Origin of the sequence: Streptomyces sp. NPDC002785 (genome assembly GCF_040295565.1) — a bacterium.
Taxonomy (GTDB): Bacteria; Actinomycetota; Actinomycetes; order Streptomycetales; family Streptomycetaceae; genus Streptomyces.
On sequence record NZ_JBEOVN010000327.1, the window covers coordinates 1 to 4,454 of the forward strand.

At 73.1% G+C, this 4,454-nt stretch carries 1 protein-coding gene; it reads right to left on the reverse strand.

All coding sequences use genetic code 11. The features are described 5' to 3' along the window. Nucleotides 1-4,454 (reverse strand): type I polyketide synthase (locus ABTZ94_RS36335; RefSeq protein WP_351207528.1); only part of this gene is annotated, 4,454 nt, incomplete at both ends.

The following is a 4,454-nucleotide window of genomic DNA, read 5'->3' on the forward strand; positions in this document are numbered from 1 at the left end:
ATGTGCCGGTCCAGCTCAGCACACACCGCGTCCAGCGCCTTGGCGAACACCGGGAACGTCTCATACAACTCACGGCCCATACCGAGCCGCTGACTGCCCTGCCCCGTAAACAGGAACGCCACCTCGCCCTCGGTGACCGAACCTTCGGTGAGCCCGGCTGTGGTGCGGCCCGCGGCCAATGCTTCCAGACCGCACAGCAGTTCGCCGCGGTCGTCGGCGGCCAGTACCGCGCGGTGGTGCAGCGCTGCGCGACCGGTGGCGAGCGTGTAGGCGACATCGGCAAATTCAAGGGCCGGCTGTGCCGTCAGATGGGCGTGAAGCCGCCCGGCCTGGGCGCGCAGCGCGTCCGCGCTCTTGGCCGACACGGTGAAGGGGAGCACCGGGGGCTGTACGGTCGCGGCCGGTGCCTGCTCCGCCTCGGTGTCCGGCGCCTGCTCGATGATTGTGTGGGCGTTGGTTCCGCTGATACCGAAGGAGGAGATGGCGGCCCGGCGCGGACGGCCGGTCTCCGGCCAGTCGACGGCCTCGGTCAGCAGCTCGACCGCTCCCACCGACCAGTCCACGTGCGGGGTCGGCTCGTCGACGTGCAGCGTCTTGGGCAGCACACCGTGCTCGATGGCCTTGACCATCTTGATGATCCCGGCGACACCGGAAGCGGCCTGCGAGTGGCCGATGTTCGACTTGATGGCGCCCAGCCACAACGGCCGGTCCTCGGGGCGGTCCTGGCCATAGGTCGCCAGCAGCGCCTGCGCCTCGATCGGGTCACCCAGCTTGGTACCCGTGCCGTGCGCCTCCACGGCGTCGACATCGGCGGTCGTCAGGGCGGCGCCGGCCAGTGCCTTGCGGATGACGCGCTGCTGCGCGGGCCCGTTGGGAGCGGTCAGGCCGTTGCTCGCACCGTCCTGGTTGACGGCCGAGCCACGGACGATCGCGAGCACCTGGTGGCCGTACTTACGGGCCTCGGAGAGCCGCTCGACCAGCAGCATGCCGACGCCCTCGCCCCAGCCGGTACCATCCGCAGCGGCCGCGAACGCCTTGACGCGGCCGTCGGAGGCGAGACCGCGCTGGCGGCTGAACTCGGTGAAGGTGCCAGGGGTGGTCATGATGGTGACGCCACCGGCGAGTGCCATGGAGCATTCGCCCTGGCGCAGTGCCTGGATGGCCCAGTGCAGGGCGACCAGGGAGGAGGAGCAAGCGGTGTCGACCGTGACGGCCGGGCCCTCCAGGCCGAGGGCGTAGGCGATACGGCCGGAGATGACGCTGCCGGCGTTGCCGGTCATCACATGGCCCGCGACCTCCGCGCCGGCCTGCTCCAGGCCCACGTCGTAGGCGCTGTTGGAGGCTCCGACGAAGACGCCGACGTTACGTCCGCGCATGGCCTCCGGGTCGATCCCGGCCCGCTCGAACGCCTCCCAGGACGTCTCCAACAGCACACGCTGCTGCGGGTCCATGGCGAGGGCCTCGCGCGGCGATATCCCGAAGAACGCCGCGTCGAACAGGTCCGCTTCGTGCAGGAAGCCGCCTGCGTGGGCGTAATCGTCGGTCTCGCCCTCGGGTGTCCAGTCAGTTTCCCAGCCGCGGTTGTCCGGGAAGCCGGTGATCGCGTCCCCGCCGCCGTTGATCAGGTGCCAGAGTTCCTCGGGCGAGCGCACGTCGCCGGGGTAGCGGCAGCTCATCGAGACGATGGCGATGGGGTCGTCGGTGACCGCGGTGACCTCCGCCTCGCCCGCCCCGGCCTGCTCGGTGTCCTCGTCGAGGAGGTCGCCGAGGAGTTCGTCGCGCAGGTGGTCGGCGAGGAAGGCGGAGTTGGGGTAGTCGAAGACGATGGTGGTGGGCAGCTTCAGCCCGGTGGCGGCCGAGAGCCGGTTACGGAGCTCGACGGCGATCAGCGAGTCGAAGCCCAGCTCCTTGAACGCCCGGCGTGCCTCGATGGCCTCCGAGGTGGAGTGTCCGAGAACCGCTGCCACCTGGGTGCGGACCAGGTCCAGCAGGGTGCGCCGGCGTTCGGCGGGGGACAGCATCAGCAGCCGCTCGGTCAGGGAGGAGCCGGAAGCGGCGAGCCCGGCGGCGGCGATGCGTCGGCCTGAGGTGCGGATCAGACCACGCAGCAGCGCCGGGACCGGGCCCGTGCCGTGCGCGGAACGCAACGCCATCAGGTCCAGCCGGGCCGGGACCAGCACGGCCCGGCCTGTGCGACGAGCGGCGTCGAACAGTGCCATGCCCTCGTCGTTGGAGAGGGCGCCCATGCCACTGCGGGCCAGTCGCTGCAGATCGGTCTCGCTCAGTCCGCCGGTGATGCCGCCGGCCTGGGCCCACAGACCCCACACCAGCGAGGTGGCGGGCAGGCCCCGGGCGTGCCGGTGACCGGCGAGTGCGTCCAGGAAGACGTTGCCCGCCGCGTAGTTGGCCTGGCCGGCGCCGCCCAGGGTGCCGGCGATGGCGGAGAACAGGACGAACGCGGTCAGGTCGAGATCACGGGTGAGCTCGTGCAGGTTCCACGCGGCGTCCACCTTGGGGCGCAGTACGCGATCCAGCTGCTCGGGCGTCAGGCCGGGCACCGTGGCGTCGTCCAGTACACCGGCGGTGTGCACCACGGCGGTCAGCGGGTGCGCGGCCGGGACGGCGGCCAGGGTGGCGGCCAGCGCTTCGCGGTCGGCCGCGTCGCAGCCGACGACAGTGACCTCGGCTCCCAGTGCGGCGAGTTCGTCGCTCAGCTCGGCGACGCCCGGGGCCTTGGGGCCGCGGCGGCTGGTGAGCAGCAGATGACGGACGCCGTGCTCGGTGATGAGGTGGCGTGCGACCAGGCGGCCCAGGCCGCCGGTGCCGCCGGTGATCAGGACGGTGCCGTCGGTGTCCAGGGCGGGCACGGGGGTCCGCGGGCCCTGGAGGTCGGCGGCCGAGGCGCGGGCCAGGCGCGGCACGAGGGCGTCGCCGGCGCGCAGAGCCAGCTCCGGTTCCCCGGTGGCCAGGGCGCCGGACAGCGCGGCCGCCGAGGTGTCCGTGCCGTCGAGGTCTGCCAGGACGAAGCGGTCCGGGTTCTCGGTCTCGGCCGAGCGCAGCAGGCCCCACAGGGCGGCGTGAGCCAGGTCCGTGACGTCCTCGCCGGGGCCGGCGGCGACCGCACCCCGGGTGACGAGGACCAGCTTGGCATCGGTGAAGCGGGCGTCGGCCAGCCAGCCCTGCGCCAGCTCCAGCGCGCGGTGCGCCGCCTGGTGCGTGGCCTCGGTGAGGTCGTCGGCGGCCTGGGTCCGGGCGAAGGAGGCCAGGACCAGCTCCGGCAGGGCGGTCTCCCCCGCCTCGACGGCCGCCGCGAGGGCGGTCAGGTCCGGGAAGGCGGTGGCGGCGACGTCTGCCGCGCACAGCCCGAAGATGTCGTCGCCCAGCACCGCACGGCGTCCGGCGGCACCCGGCCTGGCCTCGGCGGTCTGCTGCACCACCCAGTCCAGCCGGAACAGTGCCCGCTGGTGCGCGGCCGCGCGGTCGGCATCGAGGTCCGTGCCGCTCTCCGGCAGCGGACGGAGTGTCAGCGCGTCCACGGTGGCTACCGGCTGGCCGGTGGTGTCGGCAAGCGTCAGCGTCAGCGTGTCGTCGCCGGTCGGCGAGATCCGGACGCGCAGCGCGTCCGCGCCCACCGCGTGCAGCGTCACGCCCTGCCACTCGGCGGTCAGCCGCGCCCCCGCACGGCCGTGCAGCACGTGCAGGGCCGCGTCCAGCAGCACCGGGTGCACGGCGAAGGCCCCGGCAGCCGGGGCCGTGTCCTCGGTCAGACGTACTTCGGCGAAGAGCTCGTCGCCGCTGTGCCAGGCGGCGGTCAGCCCCTGGAAGCCCGGCCCGTGCCGCAGCCCGGCGTCGGCCAGCTCCGCGTAGAGGCCGTCGATGTCGATCGTCTCGGCACCGGTCGGCGGCCACGCCGTCAGCTCGGCGGGGACCGCCGACGGCCGGGCGTCGGTCAGCGCGCCGGTGGCGTGCCGGGTCCACGCCTGGTCGGCGACGGCGTCCTCGGCACGTGAGGAGACGGTGAACGGGCGGCGCCCGGCGGAATCCCGCGCACCAACCTCGACCTGGATCCGCACCCCGCCCCGCGCGGGCAACACCAGAGGTGCCTCCAGGGTGAGTTCGGCCAGGTGGTCACAGCCGACCTGGTCCCCCGCGCGGATGGCCAGCTCGACGAAGGCCGTACCCGGCAGCAGCACCGAACCCAAGACGGTGTGGTCGGCCAGCCACGGGTGGGTGTCGAGGCCCAGTCGGCCGGTGAACAGGAAGCCGTCGGTCGTCGCCAGCGGCACCGCTGCGCCCAGGAGCGGGTGGTCGGCCGATTCCAGGCCGACAGCGTTCACATCACCGGTCGTACCACCCGGCTCCAGCCAGAACCGCTGATGCTGGAACGCATACGTCGGCAACTGCACCCGACCCGCGCCGGTACCCGCGTAAAACGCCGACCAGTCCACGGCCAC